Below are 18,898 nucleotides of genomic sequence, written 5' to 3'. Positions count from 1 at the left end.
GAGAGAGAGAGAGAGAGAGAGAGAGAGAGAGAGAGAGAGAGAGAGAGAGAGAATGTAAAAAAAGAGAGCCCCTAAAGCTACAACTACTTTTCAGGAAAAGCAACATCCCGAAATCATTTTTTATATCTGGTCATTCGTCAGGATTTTGGCATATCTGTTCCACAACGAATTTGTTGTAGGATAGATGCAGTGCGTCTATCCCTGAAATATTATCCAAGTCATCCACCCCTAAATCTTATGCCTATGATCAGATAAATAACAGCTTATGAAATAAATGTTGTCGCATTCAATGACAATAACTGGGACAAGAAATAATATTCAATATTAATGAAGAGAAAGATGATAGATTGAATGTAACTAGCTGAAATCGTGTATTCTGCGAATGTGGTTATTTGACAATAAAAAGCATATTCCTGATATACGTAAAAATGCGTTTATAAAAATTATAAAAAATTACACTAAAATGAAAAGAAAAAAGCAACTAAGTATTCTCTGTTTTATTGCAGTTATGATGCTTCTATATTCGTCGTGCAAAGACAGTGACGGATCCAAAACAGATTACGACCCTACAAAGCCTGTCCTGATAACCAATATAGAACCTGAAGCGGGAGGCCTGGCGACTAAGGTCTTTATTTCCGGAAGTAATTTCGGCACAGATGTATCAAAGATCAAAGTATATTTCGGTGAAACGCCTGCTCCGGTAATCAGCTCTTCGGGAGAGTACCTCTACGTATTTTCTCCGCGCCAGCAAGACGGATCAAGGCACATATCCGTTGTTGTGGAGAATGATAGTACAGTATTTGAAGATAAGACGTTTACGTACACAGTCAATTTCATTGTCCGTACCGTTACCGGGAAAAAGGGGACCACACAGTTTAAAGCGGGTAAACTGACGGAAGCAGAATTTCATCAGCCGTCTACATTAGTAGCCGACCAGAATGGCAACCTCTTTTTATCACATTGGCGTGTTCCGTTCTGCTTGGTCCGGATCAACGAAAAAGAAGACATCGTGGAAGCGGTATTGCCCGGAAGCGATGCTACATATTATGCATTGGGAGCACCCACAGTGAATGTAAACGGGGTGGTATCCGCAATTAATGACGACGGTGCTGTCTATTTCTCTTTTGATCCTATTGAAAGCTGGACACCAAGGGAACGGACTATTTTATCCGATGGGACCTATACAAAATCAAATGCGCACAGTATTGCAGCCCATCCGGTAACAGGCGATTTATATACACGTTATCAGGGGAATGGGTATCTCATCAGGATCAATGCTGAAACCAGGGAAGCGACGCTTGAGTCTGAAACAGTATCTCCGTCCGATTCATACCTTGTTTTCGACCCTGTTAATCCGAATCTTCTGTATATCGCATATGACCAAATAAGTTGCATCGGTTTGTATAATCTTGAGACAAAGGAGCATACTATTTTCGCAGGCGCGGCAGGACAGGCAGGATGGATGGATGGGCGGTTGAAGGAAGCCAGATTCCGCAACCCAAGCCAGATGATCGTAGCGCCCAATGGCAATCTGTATGTAGCAGACAGGGCTAATCATTGTATCCGTGAGATTGTTCTTCCCGATGAAAACGGCGAAGGCGGTATGGTGAGAACAATTATCGGCAAGGGAGGCGTAGCCGGTTATCAGGACGGCAACCCCGATGATGCATTGTTTAACGACCCGAGAGGAGTGGCTGTGTTGCCCGACGGCACCATATATATAGCCGACCGGGGTAATAATGTAGTCAGAAAATTAACCCAAGAATAATTAATCATTTATAATTAAGAATTTATGCAAATCATAAATAAGAAATTTCTGGTCATTTGCTTGCTGTGCCTGTTCCCGTTTCTGGTTTCGGCGCAACGAACGCTGAACATGGGCGGCGTGGTATCCGACGAGGAAGGGCCTATGCCCGGAGTGAGCATACATTTGAAAGGCCGTACTACTATAGGTACGACCACCAATACGGATGGTACATTCAAGATCAGGGCATCCAAGGGCGATGTTATTGTATTTTCCTTTATCGGCTACGAAACCGTTGAATATCTGGTGGATCAGGAAGATAATAATATTCAGGTGATGATGGTCTCCGCTGGTACCGAATTGGAGGAGGTGGTAGTTACAGGCTTGGGGACCCAGCGTAAAATAAGCGTTGTAGGCGCTGTTACCTCAGTGGATGTAAAAGAACTGCAGGTTCCGGCAACCTCCATGTCCAATATGCTTGGGGGACGGGTTGCAGGTATGATTACCACATTGAGCAGCGGTGAGCCCGGTAAAAATATTGCCGAATTCTGGGTTCGGGGTATCGGAACATTCGGTGCCAGTAGCGAAGCATTGGTATTGATTGACGGACTGGAAGGAAAACTCTCGGATATTGACCCTGCCGATGTGGAGTCATTTTCTGTACTGAAAGACGCTTCAGCAACGGCTGTTTACGGTGTCCGCGGCGCCAACGGCGTGGTGTTGGTGACTACCAAGCGTGGAGTCAGCGGAAGACTGAGGATCACAGCAAGGGCAAATGTGACATTGTCTCATCTGAACAAGATGCCTGAATATCTGGGAGCATATGATTACGCCCGTTTAGCCAATGAAGCGAGATCTGTACGCGGAGAAGAAATTCTGTATAACGATACTGAAATGAAAATCATCCAGCACGGCCTGGACCCCGACCTGTACCCGGATGTTAACTGGCAGAAAGAAATCATGAAACGAGTAGGATTTCAGCAAACTTATTATATGAGTGCGCAGGGTGGCGGCGATGTGGCGCGCTACTTTGTCAGTTTGGGCGCTTCTATTGAAGATGCAGCATACAAAATAGCTTCTGAAAACAATATCAGGAAGAAAGTTGGATACAACACCTACAATTTTCGTATGAATCTGGATATCAATCTGACCAAAAATACAACAATGTATTTTGGTACTGATGGCTTTATGTCTATGAAAATAGAGCCGGGTTTTGCCGATACTGATGCCATGTGGGCTGCTCAGGCGAATCTCACCCCGCTTACCGTTCCCGTTAGATATTCGAATGGTGCGTTTTCTGCTTACAATAATGCGGCTGGTTTCTCAAATGTTTCGCCTTATGTGTTGCTGAATTTTACGGGAAGAGCAAATAAGCAGGCTTATACAGGTAAGCAAACTATAGCTGTTGTACATGATTTTTCATATTTGTTGGAAAATCTGAAACTAAGGGTACAGGGAGCATATGATATTAATTCGTGGAAAAACGAAATACGCTACGTAATGCCTGATTTGTACTTAGCGACCGGACGTACTGAGTGGGGCGATTTGCAGTTATCCCGAAGTTTTGATGCCAGAAGCCCGTCATACGCAGATTCGCAGCGCCAGGCGAGAAAATTCCACCTTGAAAGTACGGTGACATGGGATAAAGTTATTGCAACCGACCATCGCGTAAGTGCGTTGGTATATTATTATATGAGCGATGAGATGGATACCAACTACGCTGCAAACGCAGCTGATGGCCGTGTAGCATTGGAAGCTTTGCCGAAACGGTATCAGGGACTTTCAAGCCGGCTTACTTATGGGTTCAAGGATACTTACATGATTGATGTAAACTTTGGCTACACCGGTTCTGAAAACTTTGAACCCGGCAAACAATTCGGGTTTTTCCCCTCAGTGGCTCTCGGGTGGATCCCTACCCAGTATCAATGGATGAGGGATAATGCGGGATGGCTCAGCTACCTGAAGATCCGCGCTTCTTATGGAACGGTGGGTAGCGACCGTATAGCCGACTTCCGCTTCCCTTTTTTGACCATTATAACGGAAAATCGGTCCACAGGATGGGGAAGTAACCTCAATGGTATTGTTGAAGCACAATTTGGCGCCGGTAACCTGGTATGGGAAAAAGCGCTGAAGTCCAATGTAGGTATTGAAGTACGTTTTCTTAACGACAGACTGCAGCTTGTAGCCGACTTTTTCAACGACAAGCGTGAAAATATTTTTCAGCGTCGCCAAACTATACCCGGTCATGTCGGTCTGGTATGGTCTGCACGTCCATATGGTAACGTAGGGAGTATGCGCAGTTTCGGTAGTGATGGAAATATTTCCTACACGCATGACTTCAACAACTGGGGTTTTACGGTCAGAGGAAATTATACGTATTCGAGAAATGAAGTTTTATTCTGGGAAGATGTGCCTACACCATATCCCTACCAGCTACGTGACGGGTATCCTCACGGCGCTATACGCGGTTATATTTCCACGGGGTTATTTACTGACGAAGCAGATGTAGACAATAGCGCCGCCCAGTCTTTCGGCGGATTCAAAGTGATGCCGGGCGACATTAAGTATAAAGATGTCAATGGTGACGGAGTGGTCAATACCGACGATATGGTGTATCTTTCCGACCCTACTTACCCACAGCTGATGTACGGATTCGGCGGTGAAGTAAGGTATAAAAACTTTACGCTGGGTATATTGTTCACAGGCAGGGGTAAAACAACCTTCTACCATGTTGGCTATACTGATGGATATGGTACCAATGGTCCCGGTTATGTACCTTTCAACAATGGACGTGTCGGTAATGTCCTGACCATGGCTAACGACCCTTCCAACCGTTGGGTGCCGAAGGACTATGCCCTGGCAAATGGCATAGACCTCTCTAAGGCAGAAAATCCGGATGCCCGTTTCCCACGACTGTCGTACGGATATAATAATAATAATTCGCAGTTGTCCACATTCTGGAAAAATGACGCTCGCTTCCTGCGCCTTCAGGAAGTCACGCTCAATTACAACCTCAACAGCGATTTCCTCAGAAAGGTAGGATTGTCGTCGGTGGATATACAGTTTGTCGGCAGTAACCTTTATGTCTGGGACAAAGTAAAAGACTGGGACCCGGAACAGGGTTACAGAAACGGACGCGCATATCCGATACCGGCGAGATATACGCTGCAGCTTTATCTTAACTTTTAAAAAATAAAAAAAATGAAAAAAATGTTAAAGCATATTATCATTTTTACGTGCGTGGCCATCATGGCGATGCCTTCATGCAATTATCTCGACATTGCCGATAATTTTGAAGAGTCGTTTAAATGGGATTCTATTTTTACCTACAAGAGGCATCTGGAACGTTATATCTGGAATATACCGACGATGTTTCCGGATGAAGGCCAGAAATTCATCCACCTGGGTTCGTTTGCCTGCGACGAGGCCTTTTCGATCATGGTCAGCGATTATACCGCGCTCGATTATATACAGGGAAAAATAACGCCCACCAATCTCAGGACGTTTAATATCTGGAACGACATGTACATTGTCATCCGCAGGGTGAATACGGTTCTTGCCAATATGCATCTGACGGTCGATCTGGAAGATGGTAGCCAGGAAAAGAACGAATTGCTGGGTTATCTCTATTTTATGCGCGCCTACGCATATTACAGGCTGGTGACATATTACGGTCCTGTAGTGATTGTAGGTGACGAGGTGTTGGAGAACAACGAGGAGATCGAGTATTATGACCGCCACAGAGCAACCTTCGACGAGACGATAGATTACGTTTGTGGAGAATTGGAACGTTCGGCGGCGCTTATGCCGGAGACTGTTTCGGCCAGCTATTTCGGTCGGCCTACATCCGGCTCCGCGCTGGGGCTGAGCGCCCGCCTGCGGCTGATACAGGCAAGTCCGCTATGGAATGGAGGTCTTGCGGCCCGCAGAACCTACGGAACATGGTTACGGTCGACCGACGGGGTAAACTATGTTTCGCAAACCTATAACGAGCAGAGATGGGCTGAGGCAGCGGCGGTTTGCAAGCGTATCATAGATTCCGATCTTTATGCTTTGCACACCATCCAGAAACGTACAGATACTCCGGAATTACCCGACAATGTACCTACCGCTGATTTTCCCGAAGGAGCCGGAAATATTGACCCTTTCAGATCGTTTCACGATATGTTCGACGGGGAATCGCCGATGATGCGTAATCCCGAATTCCTGTGGGCACAACGGTCGGACGGTCCCGGTATAGAAAACTATACGCGGCATTCCTTTCCGTACGAAACATTTAACGGATATGGCACAGTTTCCGTACCGCAAAAAATGATCGATGCATTCCGTATGGCCGACGGACGTCCTATCAATAATTCAAGCGCTGAATATCCTTACGAAACAGATGGGATATGGAATGGAAGGGATACTGCTTTCTCCGGTTATACGCTGAAGGCAAATGTTCACAAAATGTATGTCAATCGCGAGTTGAGGTTCTATGCCAGCATCGGATTCAGCGGAGCGCACTGGCCTATGCTTTCCACTGCAAACAACGCAAGAAAAAATGTGCAGTTCTGGTATAATTCAAGCGGTAACGCGGGCAAAAACACTGTCCGTAACCTGCCCTACAACGTAAATACTACCGGTTATACGTTGAGAAAATTCGTACACCCTGAAGACTCATGGGGAACAACCGGCCAGGGAACAGATTACGAAAATTCCCGGCGGATGGCTAAAGCTTATCCTATTATACGTTATGCAGAGATCTTGCTTGCTTATGTGGAAGCGTTGAACAACCTGACCACTACTCATACCATTCAGGGCAGCGATAATAAAACCTATACGCTTTCGAGGGATATGGGCGAAATGGCGAAATATTTCAACATGGTACGTTTCAGGGCAGGCTTGCCGGGATTGACTGCTGGAGAGCTCGCTTCGCCGGAAACGATGCAGAGTTTGATAGAAACAGAACGCATGGTGGAATTGCTTCATGAAAACGCACGTTTCTGGGATGTGCGGCGCTGGGGCAAGTACGAAACCACTGAAAGGGAGCCGATCATGGGTATGGATATGGATGCTGACGGATTAGCCTTCTACAATATTGTTCCGGTCAATCAGGTGGTTGCCAGAAACAGAGTAGTAGACAAGAAACTGATCCTTGTTCCTCTTGATCTGAATGAAGTAAGGAAAACACCTTCCTTAGATCAAAATCCGGGTTACCAGTATTAATTGAAAACAGAAAGTAATATGAAAATATCAGTAAAAATATTCATCGCCGGCATCATTGCATTCAACTTTGCCGGTTGTGACAGCGATGCCATTTATCAGGACGAACAATACAAACCTATGGTTTATCTTCTGAGCAGCGGTACGGAAAATGTATATGTTGCATCCTATACGCTCAATGAAGAAAGTTCGGAACAGTATGTTACCGTCGGATGTGGAGGTTCCGAAACCAACGAGAAGGCAATCGAAGTGAACATCGAGCCGAATCCTGAAATGTTAGACAGGTACAACATGTTGAACTATGATTACGAGCATCAATATGCCAGACTGTTGCCAGCATATAGGTATGAAATTTCCTCTTACTCGGTAACATTACCTGCGCAGTCGGATGATCACTATGCAAGAATGCCCGTGAAAGTCAGGCCGGATGGGCTGTCGCCCGATTCGATCTACTTCGTTCCGCTGAAAATCGTAAGCATATCGGAATACGAGGTGAACGAGGAAAAACAGGATGTCCTGTTCCGTGTAGCGATTGAGAATGATTATGCCACCCAGTATCCGAAAACCGAATACACCAAAAGCGGCCAACTGTCCAACCCATTGCTTGTGATGAGCGGTACAAAAACAGTACATCCGTTAACGAAAGATAAGGTGAGGATGTTGATCGGCAACGAATCGTATACAAGCGAAATCACTACTGCAGGTCTTGCCAAAAACTCCGTTGTGGTTCAGATACATGAGGATAACACCGTTACCGTTACACCTTATGATGATTCCATGATGGAAGTGGAAATGATTCCTAAAGAGGATTACAACCGTTACGATCCTGCCCTGATACAAGGCCTTACCCCAATGCGCGTATTCTGGCTGAGCTACAGGTTTCGTCAAAGTGCCGATGGTGTTAATTTTGGTGCATGGAGGGAAGTAGAAGAAAGATTGATACGTGTAGAAGAAGATTAATCAATTAAAAATAAAAATGAAATGAATAAGGATAAGAATAGATTTTTGTTTCATGCATGCGTCGTTGTCTTTGTCGGCTGTTTGATGCTTTCGGGTTGTGCCGAAGGTCCCGACAGGGATATAGAACATAAAATTTTTGTCACCCATACGGAATTAAACCTGATTGCAGGTGACGAAGTTCAGGTCATTGCAAGCCCCACGAATCAGACCTTTATATGGGAAAGCAGCAATACAGCGGTGGTTACGGTCAGTTCAACCGGTCTGGTAAAAGCCGTTGCCGATGGAGCATGTTTTATTTATGTTACCAGTAGTGAAGGTTTAAAAAGGACCATACCTGTTGATGTGGTTGAGTTTATTCCTCTTGCCGGGATTGAAGTAATCAATCCCGCAAATCTTACAACCGTAGAAACAATATCCATGTTACTCGGTCAGTCTATGAGCCTGGGAGCAAACGCCTTACCAGAAAATTATAATGAAGAAATACCTTTCAATGTAATCTGGGAGTCAGGAGACGAAAGTATTGTGATCATTGATGAAGTTACAGGCACATTGCAGGCGCTTGACTTTGGCAGTACTGAGATTATCGTTTCATCTGTGGAAAAGCCGGATGTGAAAAAAGTGATTCCGGTAGAAGTACTGGTGATTCCGATTACTGAAATCGTAGTAGCTCAAACTTCTCTGGAATTATTACAGTATCAGATCGTCACCTTATTGACCTCCTTCCTGCCGACAGACTACAGCGTTAGAGACGAATCACTCGTATGGGCCTCATCCGATGTATCCGTAGTAACGGCCACTGATGGTAAATTAGAAGCCATTGGCGCAGGTACGGCTACTGTAAAAGTTTCGTTGACCGCCGATCCTGGCGTATTCAAGGATATTGCCGTAACTGTAACGGCGGTTTCTCCAGGTGTTACCACTCTTGATTTCTCGACTTTTTCTTCCTTCGTTGCAACTCAAGGTAACGAAGCGCATGATTTCATTTATAAGAAAGTTAATTTTAGTAAAGACAGTGAAGTGGAAATACAAGGAATGGCTCCTGAAGATGTTGCAGAAATTTACAATCGCGATTTTTTCTTTTACAATCGTGATAAAAACAAATTAATATTTACAGGAGCATCAGGCGAATGGGATGTTATGTATTCTGAAAAATACAAGTACATCTGGATTACCAGGGAAAATGATTTGCGCCCTGCTTGCAACTGGATCATGGGGGCTAATTTTGCATCCGCTCCCGTATGGCATCCTGACTTTGGCAATGGCAACTATAGTGGTCAAAGAGGAAATCCAAAAAATCGCGCATACATGGTTCAGATTCGTGACGGTGTTTATCAGGCGCATATATTGTTGGATCAAGCATCGTTTGCAATTATGATTGTTAGAGGTTGGGAGTTGGTTGGTGGCGATTGGGACAGTAAAGTTTCTGCTCCCGGATTAACTATTGTTGGCGCTCCATTAACCAAACCCGCTAATAACGAGATGGGTCCGGAAGGTGGATTTATTCCGGGCTACTATAAGGTAACTTATGATGCCAACAATCAACGGTTAACACTTGAAATAGTAGATTAGTGATTTTTATATCCTGCCGTGAGTTTTTTTCTTACGGCAGGATTTTTATTATTGATACTTTATTATTGAATATTGACAGGGTATAGTAAATCAGCATTGTAGAATTAATTTTTATGTAAATGTTGAGGATGATCTTTCAGGCGAACTTAAATCATTATGCAACTTAGAAAAGTAACGTTTCTTAATCCTGTTAAGAACCTGTATCTGGGATTGGAGAAACCTATCAATTAACTTTTTGTGTATTAATTTGTTACAGTGTCATAACGCTCTGTGTAAATAAACAATAAACAATAATCGATTATCAATTATCAATTACTTACCATGAATCAGACAATTCAAAATAGGCGTAGTTTCCTTAAAACAGCAATTGCAGGAACGGCGGCTTTTACAATTATTCCCCGCCATGTTTTGGGAGGGAAAGGTTTTTGGGCGCCAAGCGACGAGCTTACTAAAGCAATTATCGGCGTAGGCAACATGGGGCGTAACCATATCTCTTATCCCGGTGCGCGCCTGACAGCTATCTGTGATGTGGATAAAAATCATCTTGAAACGGCGCTCGGGATGTGTCCCGCCGGAACCAAAACATACCACGATTACCGGGAATTGCTTCTGGATACTTCCATTGACATTGTCCATATTGCTACTCCGCCACATTGGCATGGTATCATGTCGGTCGATGCGGCTAAAGCCGGAAAAGATGTGTGGTGTGAGAAACCGATGACCCGTACCATCGGGGAAGGTATTCGTGTCCGGGAAGCCATGGAACAATATGGCCGTATGTTCCGGCTGAATACATGGTTTCGTTTTGCCGATAATTTTTATGGGATGGGAACCACTGTGAAACCGATTAAAAAGCTGGTCGAAAGCGGATTATTGGGCTGGCCGTTAAAAGTAACGGTAAGTGCCGTTACAGGCTTTGACTGGAAATTCTTCTGGGTCGGAAAGACAGGGCTGGCAGTCGAACCCATACCTGCCGGACTGGATTATGAGATGTGGCTGGGCCCGGCTCCGTTCAAACCATACAATGCCCACCGTACGCACAATACATTCCGTGGATATTGGGATTATGACGGCGGCGGACTTGGAGATATGGGACAACATTATCTTGACCCGGTACAGTATTTTCTCGGGAAGGACCATACCAGCCCGGTAGAAGTGATCGTGGACGGAGAACAACAGGATGCCGATGCCTGTGGGACATGGAAACGTATAGAACTGATATATGCCGACGGATGCCGTATTATACTCGACGGTGAAAACAAAGATAAGGACGCTGCTTATATTGAAGGCCCTAAAGGTAAACTTTATCCGGGATTTCGTTCGGATATTCCTGATCTGGAGAAAAAGCTGGCCGCTTTTCCCGATCCTGAACAGCAAATGGTTAATTTTGCAGAAACCGTGCGAAGTCGTACTACTTTTGCTTTAAACGAGCGAAATGGCTTCCGTTCATCCACGATTGTAAATATGGCGATCATAGCTGTACGATTAGGGCGGTCATTGAAATTTGATCCTGAGAAACTTCAATTTATAGATGATCCGGGTGCCAATGCCTTAATAAATCAACCGATGCGTGCTCCGTGGAATATCTGATTTTAATTATTCGTTTACGTTCATGAGACCGCTTTACTTAGTTGAAGATTTTTATTGCCGATAAAAATCTTCACGCAGGAATCAGAACCAAAAATTTATAATCGAAAATGAAGAAGTTATTAATATCATCCATATTAATAGTCGGGATATTATCAGTAACGTTTTCCCAAACCGACACAAGGATCCGTGTGGACAGGATTGCGGATATAGTTATGAAATTATCCATAGAAAATACGACGGGTTCGAATCAATTGATGGATGAATAAAGCTGATTAGGTATTATTATTATGGATTTGGACTGCAATAATGATTGAACAAAGCGTTACGGAGAGTGAAAATTATAAATTATTTTTTTGACAATTTAATCATTTTAATAAATAAACCTTTAAAAATCTATATCTTATGAATCGGAAATTTTTTGTTGCGATTGGTTGCGTGGCTTTAGTGCTATGCTTTTCTTTGAATGTGCGAAATACTTTGGATGATTATGGTATTCAAAATATTTCATTGAAGAATGTCATTTGGGCGCAAAACGGATCTGGTAGTAATGGTTCTGACGGATCGATGTTGGTACCTTGTCTGACAGAGACAATGGGTTATGAGCCAAAGTTTTATGACTGCTTTTATTGTGTGAGCCCATTAAATTTAACCTGTTACCGAGGTCCCTGCGATCGTATTAATTTGCTTATTTCAGCATCTTATACTTTGAAATGTGTTAAGCCCGATAATCATGATCCAAAAAGTATTTGTAGGGAGGGAAAAGAAATTGTTACCTATGATGTTGATGCATGTTGTAGGCTTAGTTCTCCATACTACGAACTAAGAGCCTATACGAAACAATGTAAATTGGCTGATTAGCTGTGTGTTTTTTACGTCATACAACATCTTTTTGGTTTTACCTATTGAGAAACTGTTGTGCGGTTTTGTATATCTTTATCCTGATCAATGGTTGTTCCGACAGGCGTAAATATCCTGTTGATTCCATATCTGCAAATGATTCGTTGTTCGTGGTTGATGTTGACTCGATTCAAGATACGGAAGTGAAGTATCTTTCGGATTTTTTTCACAGCGTACATACGACGATTTTGGATGATATTCCTGAAGCCTTATTTGGCACGTTCAGTAAAATGGCTGTTATTGACAGTTTGTTGATTGTATTGGATATTGGTATTAGCAATTCTGTTTTCGTTTTCGACCATAAAGGTAATTTTATCAGGAAAATAGGTTCGATTGGTAAGGGACCTGGAGAGTATCTTACGGTTTATGATATAACATATGATCCGATAAATCGTAGTTTGATGCTTTTGGATACATGGTCGCAAAAAATCAATGTATATGATCTGCAAACCGGTATATACACAGGCTCAATAAGATTAAAGGGCGATGTGGACAGGTTGGTCAGAGCTTATCATATCCATTATCAAGACGGTGTGATTTATACCGATGCATATTTTGATTTTCCTTCTCCAAGGAATTATCTGTTGCGTTCATTTTCCGACAGAGGTATACAACGCACCAAACATTTGAGAACAGAAGATTATAACAAAGGATGGAATAACATAGACTTTGTCGAAAAAAGTGTTTTCTCCGATTTTGGCGGAAATGAAGGAGTACTGTTCCATCAACAGTTTATGGATACCATCATGATGATTCAAAACAATCGAATATTTCCTTACGCGATTTTAAAATCAAAGCGGTTCGTTACCAATGATCAGATAAAGCAAATTTACAAAAATCGCAGGAATCGTGGAAATAAGATCCCTTTCGAAGATTTGTATGGTATGGATGTAATCTGGGGTATATCAAACATTGTACTGCATAAGGATTTTTTATTTTTTCGTTACCATGATGGAGAATACAGAGGGGAGCAAATATTGTATCATAAAGAAACAGGTGCCACATCAAAGGTATACCTGATCAATGATGTTCTTTATAAAGAAGAAATCCAGGAAAGAGTGTATCAGAGTTATCTCTGTGCCAACAGCAAAGGATTGTATACTTATATAGATATTGATGATTTTGAATTATTAGTGAATCATGCTCGTGCCGGTTTACTTTCGCTGCCTTCCGATCAAATTGAAAAAATCATACAATTGAACGAAAAACCTAACCATGTGATTTTGTATTATGAATACAAAAACTAAAATAGCCGTTGCCATACCGGCGTTTCTTTGCTGTTGTTTGTTGTATTATTGTTTGATTCTCAACAATCAATTAACAGAGGCAAAACATATCCAATCGGAGATGAAAAAAAATGCGATTTCGGACACTGATTTTTTATGCTACAGTAACAGAATAGCAGAAATTGTCCAACAATTTCAGAAATTTATAACTAGAAAAGAATCAGATTCTTTGTTGGTGCAAGCGCCTGTTTTGATATACAGATATTCTCAATTTATTTGTGACGATTGTATTCAGGCTGAATTGGAAGAATTACGCAACTTGCAGAATGAAATCGGGAAAGAATATATTTGGATTCTGCCGGCTTACGACGATACGCGGAACAACCGGATCAAACTGTTGAATATGTTGCATTATTTTAATTACAGGATCATTCCGCTTGAAGAATTTTCAATGCCAGCGGATTGTGATGATAAGGAATTAAGGCGTTTTTTTGCTTTCATCAACAAAGAAGGGAATCTTAGTATGGTTTTTTTTCCTGAAGCATCCAAGCTGCATCTGACCCAAAACTACTTTTCGGAAATCAAAAAAAAGTTGGAAAATGAGCAATAGCTTAACGAAACTGACTTTGGCGATTGCCGCCCTTGCGGTATATTATCCGATATTGGGCAACAATTTTACTTTCGGATGGGATGATAACTGGATGGTAGTGAATCAATATGTTGAAGGCGGTGTCAATTTCGCAAATATTTGGGCGCTTCTGACTGAACGTTATCATGGGCAATACGCACCGGTGAATCAATTATTGTTTCTTTTTTTATACACGATATTCGGTTATCATCCGCTTCCATTTCATTTGACTAGCCTTCTCCTGCACATTGGTTGTATCCTTTGGGTTTATACGATAATCAGGAAACTTTTCGCTTTAACGCCACGCATTCGTTATCCTTATGCAAACGAAGTCGCATTTTTCACGGCTCTTCTTTTTGCCGTTCACCCGCTCAATGTGGAATCTGTAGCATGGATCAGCGCGGTGAAAGTGCTGAATTATTCATTTTTTTATCTGGCGGCAACATACTCTTTCCTATGCTTTTGGAAAACAAGAAAAATACAGTATTATATTTTTGCCTTATTGCTGTTTATCCTATCCTGTGGCGGAAAGGAACAGGCGGTAATTTTTCCGATATGGCTCTTGATGCTGCAATGGTTGCTGGGTAGTGATTTAAAGTGTCGGAAATGCTGGTTGGAAGTAGCGCCATTCTTTTTTATCTCCCTGTTTTTCGGAGTCATTACCATGATGGCACAGCCGACAGGTGTGGGTGTAATAGTTGAACCTTCTTTTCCCTTATGGCAGCGATTTCTTTTTGCTTGTTACTCTTTTGTAGAGTATTTAGTTAAGTTCGTATTTCCATATAACCTTCTCTATATTTATCCTTTCCCCATAACGAGCGGCGAACCGGTACCCGTATGGATGCTGTGGTATCCGGGGTTAATTCTTGTAACTGGGGTTTGTTTATGGAAATATATCAAAAAATGGTATATTGCTTGTGGTCTTGCATTTTTTTTCATACACATTGCCCTTGTATTGCACATTGTGCCGATTTCAAGATCTGCCATTGTTGCCGATAGATACATCTACATGGCAAGTATTGGATTATCGTTCATTGTTGCTTATTATTTCGTTCTGTTTCTAAAATCAGAGAGAAAAGCTATAAAAAGACTATCTGTCATTCTTTTTGCCGGAATTATATTATGCTTTGGAATTCGTTCCAATCTACGCTGCCGGCAATGGGAAGATTTTGAAACCATCAAAAAAGATTTACGGGAACTGCTTGAACAGAGACCGGATTATAGTCCCAATAAATTTGATAATGATTTTAAACTGTGAATTCGATAAAGAAAAAGTAAACTGGTTAAAGCTATGAGCCCAAACAAAATAGTTTTAGTTTTTCTACTGTGTATTTTACCATTCATTCTGTCCGCACAGTATATCATCAGCGGGTGTATTACCGATGCTGGTGACGGCAGCCCAATTCCCGACGCATCGGTTTTCGTTTCCAACACCACTGCCGGTACTACTACAAACGCTGCCGGTTATTATCATCTTAAAATACCCAGCGGAGGAAGTTACCAACTAGTGGTTTCGCATGCGGGTTATCAATCAATATTCCAAGATATTGAACCCGGAAGAATCTCTCATACATTTAATGCAACATTGCAGGTGCGTGAAATAGAAGAAGCAACGATAGCTTTGAAAGTCAGCGCCCGTAAAAAAGATATTGACCTTTTCTGGAAAAGCATACTGGGAACAACTCCATCTAAAAGAACCATCCATGCGACCAATCCCGACGACGTTTTCTTTTACTACAATCCGGAAACACAGAAACTGACAGTTACTTGCCGTAGGCCGCTGCAAATTGTCAATTATGAAACAGGATACCATATCCAATGTGTGCTTGACCATTTCACGCATGACTATCAGGCCGATATCACCTCATGGCAGTTACAGTCAATGTTCACAGAGCTTGAACCTGTAAATTTGAAACAAAAACTGATCTGGGAAAAAAAAAGAAAAAAGATATATCTGGTCTCCATTTCAAATTTTATCAGGTCATTTTATCAAAACACATTGTCTGAGAATGGATTTATGTTGTTAGATGTTCGTATGAAGTCAGTAACCACACTCAAGAGATTATTACCCGTTTCCGGTCTGCAACAAGTCATTGTAGACTATGAACCGGATGAGATCCATGCAGTAAATCCTGATGACTTTTTATCTACAGACTCTACTAACCATAAAATGGTAAATATACCGGAACTTACGGAAGGACATGAAATAATGCTATTTTGTTTCGGCAAACCGATCACCGATAAAGAAATACAGGAAATAACGGCAGCAAAAAAGTTAAAAACAGGCTGGAGAAAGATTGGCTTATTTCGAAATGCTGTCAACACGCCACAACCGATTAATATTTTTCCTGACGGTACATACAAGAATCCATTGAAGTTGACTTCCATGCTTTCTTCAGAATCTTTAAACGGGCTTAATATGATTCTGCCAATAGAATATCAGTTAGACGTTGATGATATTGTTGTGGAAACATTTTCGGAAAATGAGCCCCAGAAGGATATTATGCCGATAAATCGTTTTACCACTCCACTTTTAGATATTGCCAAACTTTTCGACCATCAATTATCCGTTTTCCCTCAGGAAAAGGTTTATTTGCATACCGACAAACCGTACTATCTTTCGGGCGAGCGAATTTGGTTTCGCGCTCATATTGTGGATGCTGCAACGCACATTCCCTCTTTTTCGTCGAACTGCGTTTATGTGGAACTGTTCAATGCGAAAGATTCGGCGGTCAGCCGCATCAAAACAGGACTTGGGAACGATTTGTACAGCGGATATATCTCTATTCCTGAGGATGTGCCGGAAGGCGATTATACCCTTAGGGCCTACACCGCCGGAATGAGGAATTTGGATGAAGATTATTTCTTTATGAAAAATATCCGAATTGGCGATCCATTATCACGCATTATGCAGGTTCAGCCTGAATTTCAATTCTTATCGGATAAAACAATCGACGCTGATTTTCGTTTCTCACTCATCCGCCCTTTGGTACCTGTCAACCCTGAATCACTAAAAATCACCGTTAACAGCGAAAAGCCGGCAAATCTGCGAACTGTGGACGGAAAATCAGGGTTTAGTTTCAATCTTACACCCGATGAAAAACAGCGAGTGATGCTGTTGGACGCTGAATACGAAACGATACCGTTTAGTCAATACATCAAAATACCATTGCCGGATGATGATTTCGACGTATCGTTTTATCCCGAAGGTGGTTCCGCCCTGTATGGCATTGAGGGACGAATAGCATTCAAGTCGACACAACGTGATGGAACGGAAATTGACGTGGAAGGAACGGTGTACGACAGTAGGGGAAATGAAATTACCCAGTTTAAAACAGACATGCGCGGTATGGGATTATTCATGCTGAAGTATGATACGGGAGAGGCTTATCATGCCGTTTGTACCAACGGCAAGGGAAAATCCAAACGTTTTGAGTTACCAGCCGCCCGCGAAGATGGTTATGCGCTTTCGGCGGTATGGAGCCGAGACCTGTTAAGTGTAAATGTTCAGCCTAAAATTGCCGATACGCTGTGTTTACTCATTCACACGCGTGGTGTGGTACAGGATGTATTTGTTTTGGAAAATGCAAACGAACCGGTAATTTTCAAAAAGAAAAATTTTCCTTCGGGGGTAAGCCATTTGCTCCTTTTGACCAAAGACATGGTTCCTGTATGCGAACGGTTAGTATTTGTTCAAAATGACGATCAGGCGAAGGTGGTTTCTAAAACAGACAAAGAGAATTATGTCACCCGAAGTCCGGTGGATTATATGGTCAGCATTACTGACGAAACAGGCGGACCCTTGCCTGGAAATTTTTCGGTTTCAGTAACCTGCGACAACGAAGTTGCTGCTGATACAATGATGAATATATTGACTTCGCTTTTGCTGACCTCCGATTTACGCGGAAATATACCCGATCCGGGATTTTATTTCCGCAAAAAAGGACGATCGTCTGAATATGCGCTTGATTTGCTGATGCTCACACAGGGTTGGCGACGCTACGATACAGAAAGAATAGTAAAGAATGATTTAATGAGCCTCGACACATTACAGGCAAAAGGATATGGATTGTCCGGAATGGTAAGATATGCCTTAGGATGGCGACCGGTGGAAAACGCCAATGTGAGCATCCTTTCGATGGGTGGCGGTTTTACATATGAAACATCCACCGACTATAACGGCCGTTTCTACCTTCCTGACAGCGAAACACCGGATAGTACTGTACTGATTGTTAAGACTGATGCGCGAGCAGACAGACCGGTCAAATATGAATTGCTACTCGACGATGTGTCTTATCCTGAGCGGATGCTTCCTGTTGTTGCCAACGGTGCGCCTGACCGCGTGCAGTTTGCCAATTATGCCGATAAAGCGGAACAACAATATGTGGATGAATTTGGAACCCGGATCAGACACATACCGGAGGTGACCATTACGGCGCCAAAAAAGATGGGCAGAGATTATTCCCGTTATTATCAACCGAAAGACGTTCACTATGTTATAACAGAGAATGATTTGAAAAAATTACCGCCGACAAATATTACACACCTCATATTGCGAATACCGGGTGTACATCTCAAAGATAGTGTATTCGAATATGCAAGAGAACCTGTTGCAGTTGTTGTTGATGATTTTCCGCCGGGTGCGGTTCCGTTGGATGAAATCGTTCCTTCCCAGGTTATTCAAGTAGATTTTTTAGTTAGACAAGTTGGATTTATACTGGAAAGATATACGATATCAATAACTACCACTTCAAGAAAGCCCAAAGAAACACCTTATATCAAATATTTTATGCCGTTGGGATTTCAGAAACCGTCTGAATTTTATGTTCCTGAATACGATACGCCAATAAAAAATGCCAAACCCGATTTGAGAACGACCATACATTGGCAATCCAACCTTACTACTGATGAGGAGGGAAAAGCCAGTTTCAGTTTCTATACGGCAGATGATCCTTCAACTTATACGGTTGTGATTGAGGGGATGACTGAAGATGGGAAGATTGTGTATCAGAGAGATAAGATAGTGGTAGAGTAGAATATTTTTTATATCTGTAAAACAACAATAAATGATCCCTGTAA

12 protein-coding genes are annotated in these 18,898 nt (G+C 42.4%); all 12 read left to right on the top strand.

Annotation, left to right across the window (positions count from 1 at the left end; all coding sequences use genetic code 11):
* Positions 1-463 precede the first annotated feature (463 nt).
* The 12 genes from LBQ60_05455 (at position 464) to LBQ60_05400 (ending at position 18,854) form a co-directional block, all read left to right on the top strand.
* A complete protein-coding gene (locus tag LBQ60_05455) occupies positions 464-1,768 on the top strand; it encodes an IPT/TIG domain-containing protein (protein MDR2037352.1) in 1,305 nt (434 codons plus the stop codon).
* A 24-nt stretch (positions 1,769-1,792) separates the two neighbouring features.
* Positions 1,793-4,933 (top strand): TonB-dependent receptor, encoded by a 3,141-nt coding sequence (locus tag LBQ60_05450; protein MDR2037351.1) that lies wholly within the window; start codon positions 1,793-1,795, stop codon positions 4,931-4,933.
* A 12-nt stretch (positions 4,934-4,945) separates the two neighbouring features.
* Complete coding sequence (locus LBQ60_05445) at positions 4,946-6,952, top strand: RagB/SusD family nutrient uptake outer membrane protein (protein ID MDR2037350.1); 2,007 nt, start codon at positions 4,946-4,948, stop codon at positions 6,950-6,952.
* A gap of 18 nt (positions 6,953-6,970) precedes the next feature.
* Positions 6,971-7,909, top strand: coding sequence for a DUF4361 domain-containing protein (locus LBQ60_05440; protein MDR2037349.1), 939 nt, complete (start codon positions 6,971-6,973; stop codon positions 7,907-7,909).
* Between the two features lie 21 nt (positions 7,910-7,930).
* Positions 7,931-9,478, top strand: coding sequence for an Ig-like domain-containing protein (locus tag LBQ60_05435; GenBank protein MDR2037348.1), 1,548 nt, complete (start codon positions 7,931-7,933; stop codon positions 9,476-9,478).
* 321 nt (positions 9,479-9,799) lie between these two features.
* Positions 9,800-11,068 carry a Gfo/Idh/MocA family oxidoreductase gene (locus LBQ60_05430; GenBank protein ID MDR2037347.1) on the top strand — a complete coding sequence of 423 codons (1,269 nt, stop codon included), beginning with the start codon at positions 9,800-9,802 and terminating at the stop codon, positions 11,066-11,068.
* Between the two features lie 107 nt (positions 11,069-11,175).
* Positions 11,176-11,334 (top strand): hypothetical protein, encoded by a 159-nt coding sequence (locus tag LBQ60_05425; GenBank protein MDR2037346.1) that lies wholly within the window; start codon positions 11,176-11,178, stop codon positions 11,332-11,334.
* Positions 11,335-11,470: 136 nt separating this feature from the next.
* A complete protein-coding gene (locus LBQ60_05420) occupies positions 11,471-11,926 on the top strand; it encodes a hypothetical protein (protein ID MDR2037345.1) in 456 nt (151 codons plus the stop codon).
* A gap of 65 nt (positions 11,927-11,991) precedes the next feature.
* Complete coding sequence (locus LBQ60_05415; protein MDR2037344.1) at positions 11,992-13,212, top strand: 6-bladed beta-propeller; 1,221 nt, start codon at positions 11,992-11,994, stop codon at positions 13,210-13,212.
* 229 nt (positions 13,213-13,441) lie between these two features.
* Positions 13,442-13,801 carry a hypothetical protein gene (locus LBQ60_05410; protein ID MDR2037343.1) on the top strand — a complete coding sequence of 120 codons (360 nt, stop codon included), beginning with the start codon at positions 13,442-13,444 and terminating at the stop codon, positions 13,799-13,801.
* On the top strand, positions 13,791-15,077 hold the full coding sequence (locus LBQ60_05405) for a hypothetical protein (protein ID MDR2037342.1): 1,287 nt from the start codon (positions 13,791-13,793) through the stop codon (positions 15,075-15,077). The genes LBQ60_05410 and LBQ60_05405 overlap by 11 nt, the downstream gene beginning before the upstream one ends.
* Before the next feature lie 33 nt (positions 15,078-15,110).
* The gene (locus LBQ60_05400; GenBank protein ID MDR2037341.1) at positions 15,111-18,854 is read left to right on the top strand and encodes a carboxypeptidase regulatory-like domain-containing protein; all 3,744 of its coding nucleotides are present in this window, start codon (positions 15,111-15,113) and stop codon (positions 18,852-18,854) included.
* Positions 18,855-18,898: the final 44 nt, after the last annotated feature.

This window comes from Bacteroidales bacterium, assembly GCA_031275285.1.
In the GTDB taxonomy this organism is placed as follows: domain Bacteria; phylum Bacteroidota; class Bacteroidia; order Bacteroidales; family UBA4181; genus JAIRLS01.
This window is presented reverse-complemented; position numbering and strand designations above follow the sequence as displayed.